1 protein-coding gene is annotated in these 570 nt (G+C 63.9%); it reads right to left on the bottom strand.

Annotated elements, in window-relative coordinates:
* The coding region (locus tag DU29_RS01000000130710) for an efflux RND transporter permease subunit (RefSeq protein WP_033051095.1) at positions 1–570 on the bottom strand (570 nt) is incomplete at both ends.

Here is a 570-nt window from a genome sequence, read left to right as displayed (position 1 = left end):
CGTGCGCTCCAGGGATGCACCCTCGGGTAGCTGGATGACACCGATGAGATACAGCTTGTCCTGCATGGGGATGAATCCGCCAGGGACGGCCTTGAACACAGCTCCCGTCGCCACCAGTAGCGCGATGTAGACGAGAAACACCGCACCACGCCGCCCGAGGATGCGCGACACGCTGTTTCCATAGCCATCCGCGCTGCGCAGGAAGAAACGGTTGAACGGCCGGAATATCCAGCCCAGACTGCGATCCAGCACCCGCGTGGGCAGGTCTGGCGCGGCACCATGCGGGCGAAGCAGGCGCGCGGCCAGCGCAGGCGACAGCGTCAGCGAGTTGATGGCCGAAATTACCGTGGAGATCGCAATGGTGACGGCGAACTGTTTGTAGAACTGCCCTGTCACGCCGGACAGGAATGCCATAGGCACGAATACCGAGCACAGCACCAGCGAGATGGCGACGATGGGGCCACTGACTTCGCGCATGGCCTGATGGGCCGCAGCCAGCGGCGCCAGCCCTTCGGCGATGTTGCGCTCGACGTTTTCCACCACCACGATCGCGTCGTCCACCACGATCCC

The sequence above is a fragment of the Pseudomonas sp. Ant30-3 genome (genome assembly GCF_000690905.1).
GTDB lineage: Bacteria > Pseudomonadota > Gammaproteobacteria > Pseudomonadales > Pseudomonadaceae > Aquipseudomonas.
This window is presented reverse-complemented; position numbering and strand designations above follow the sequence as displayed.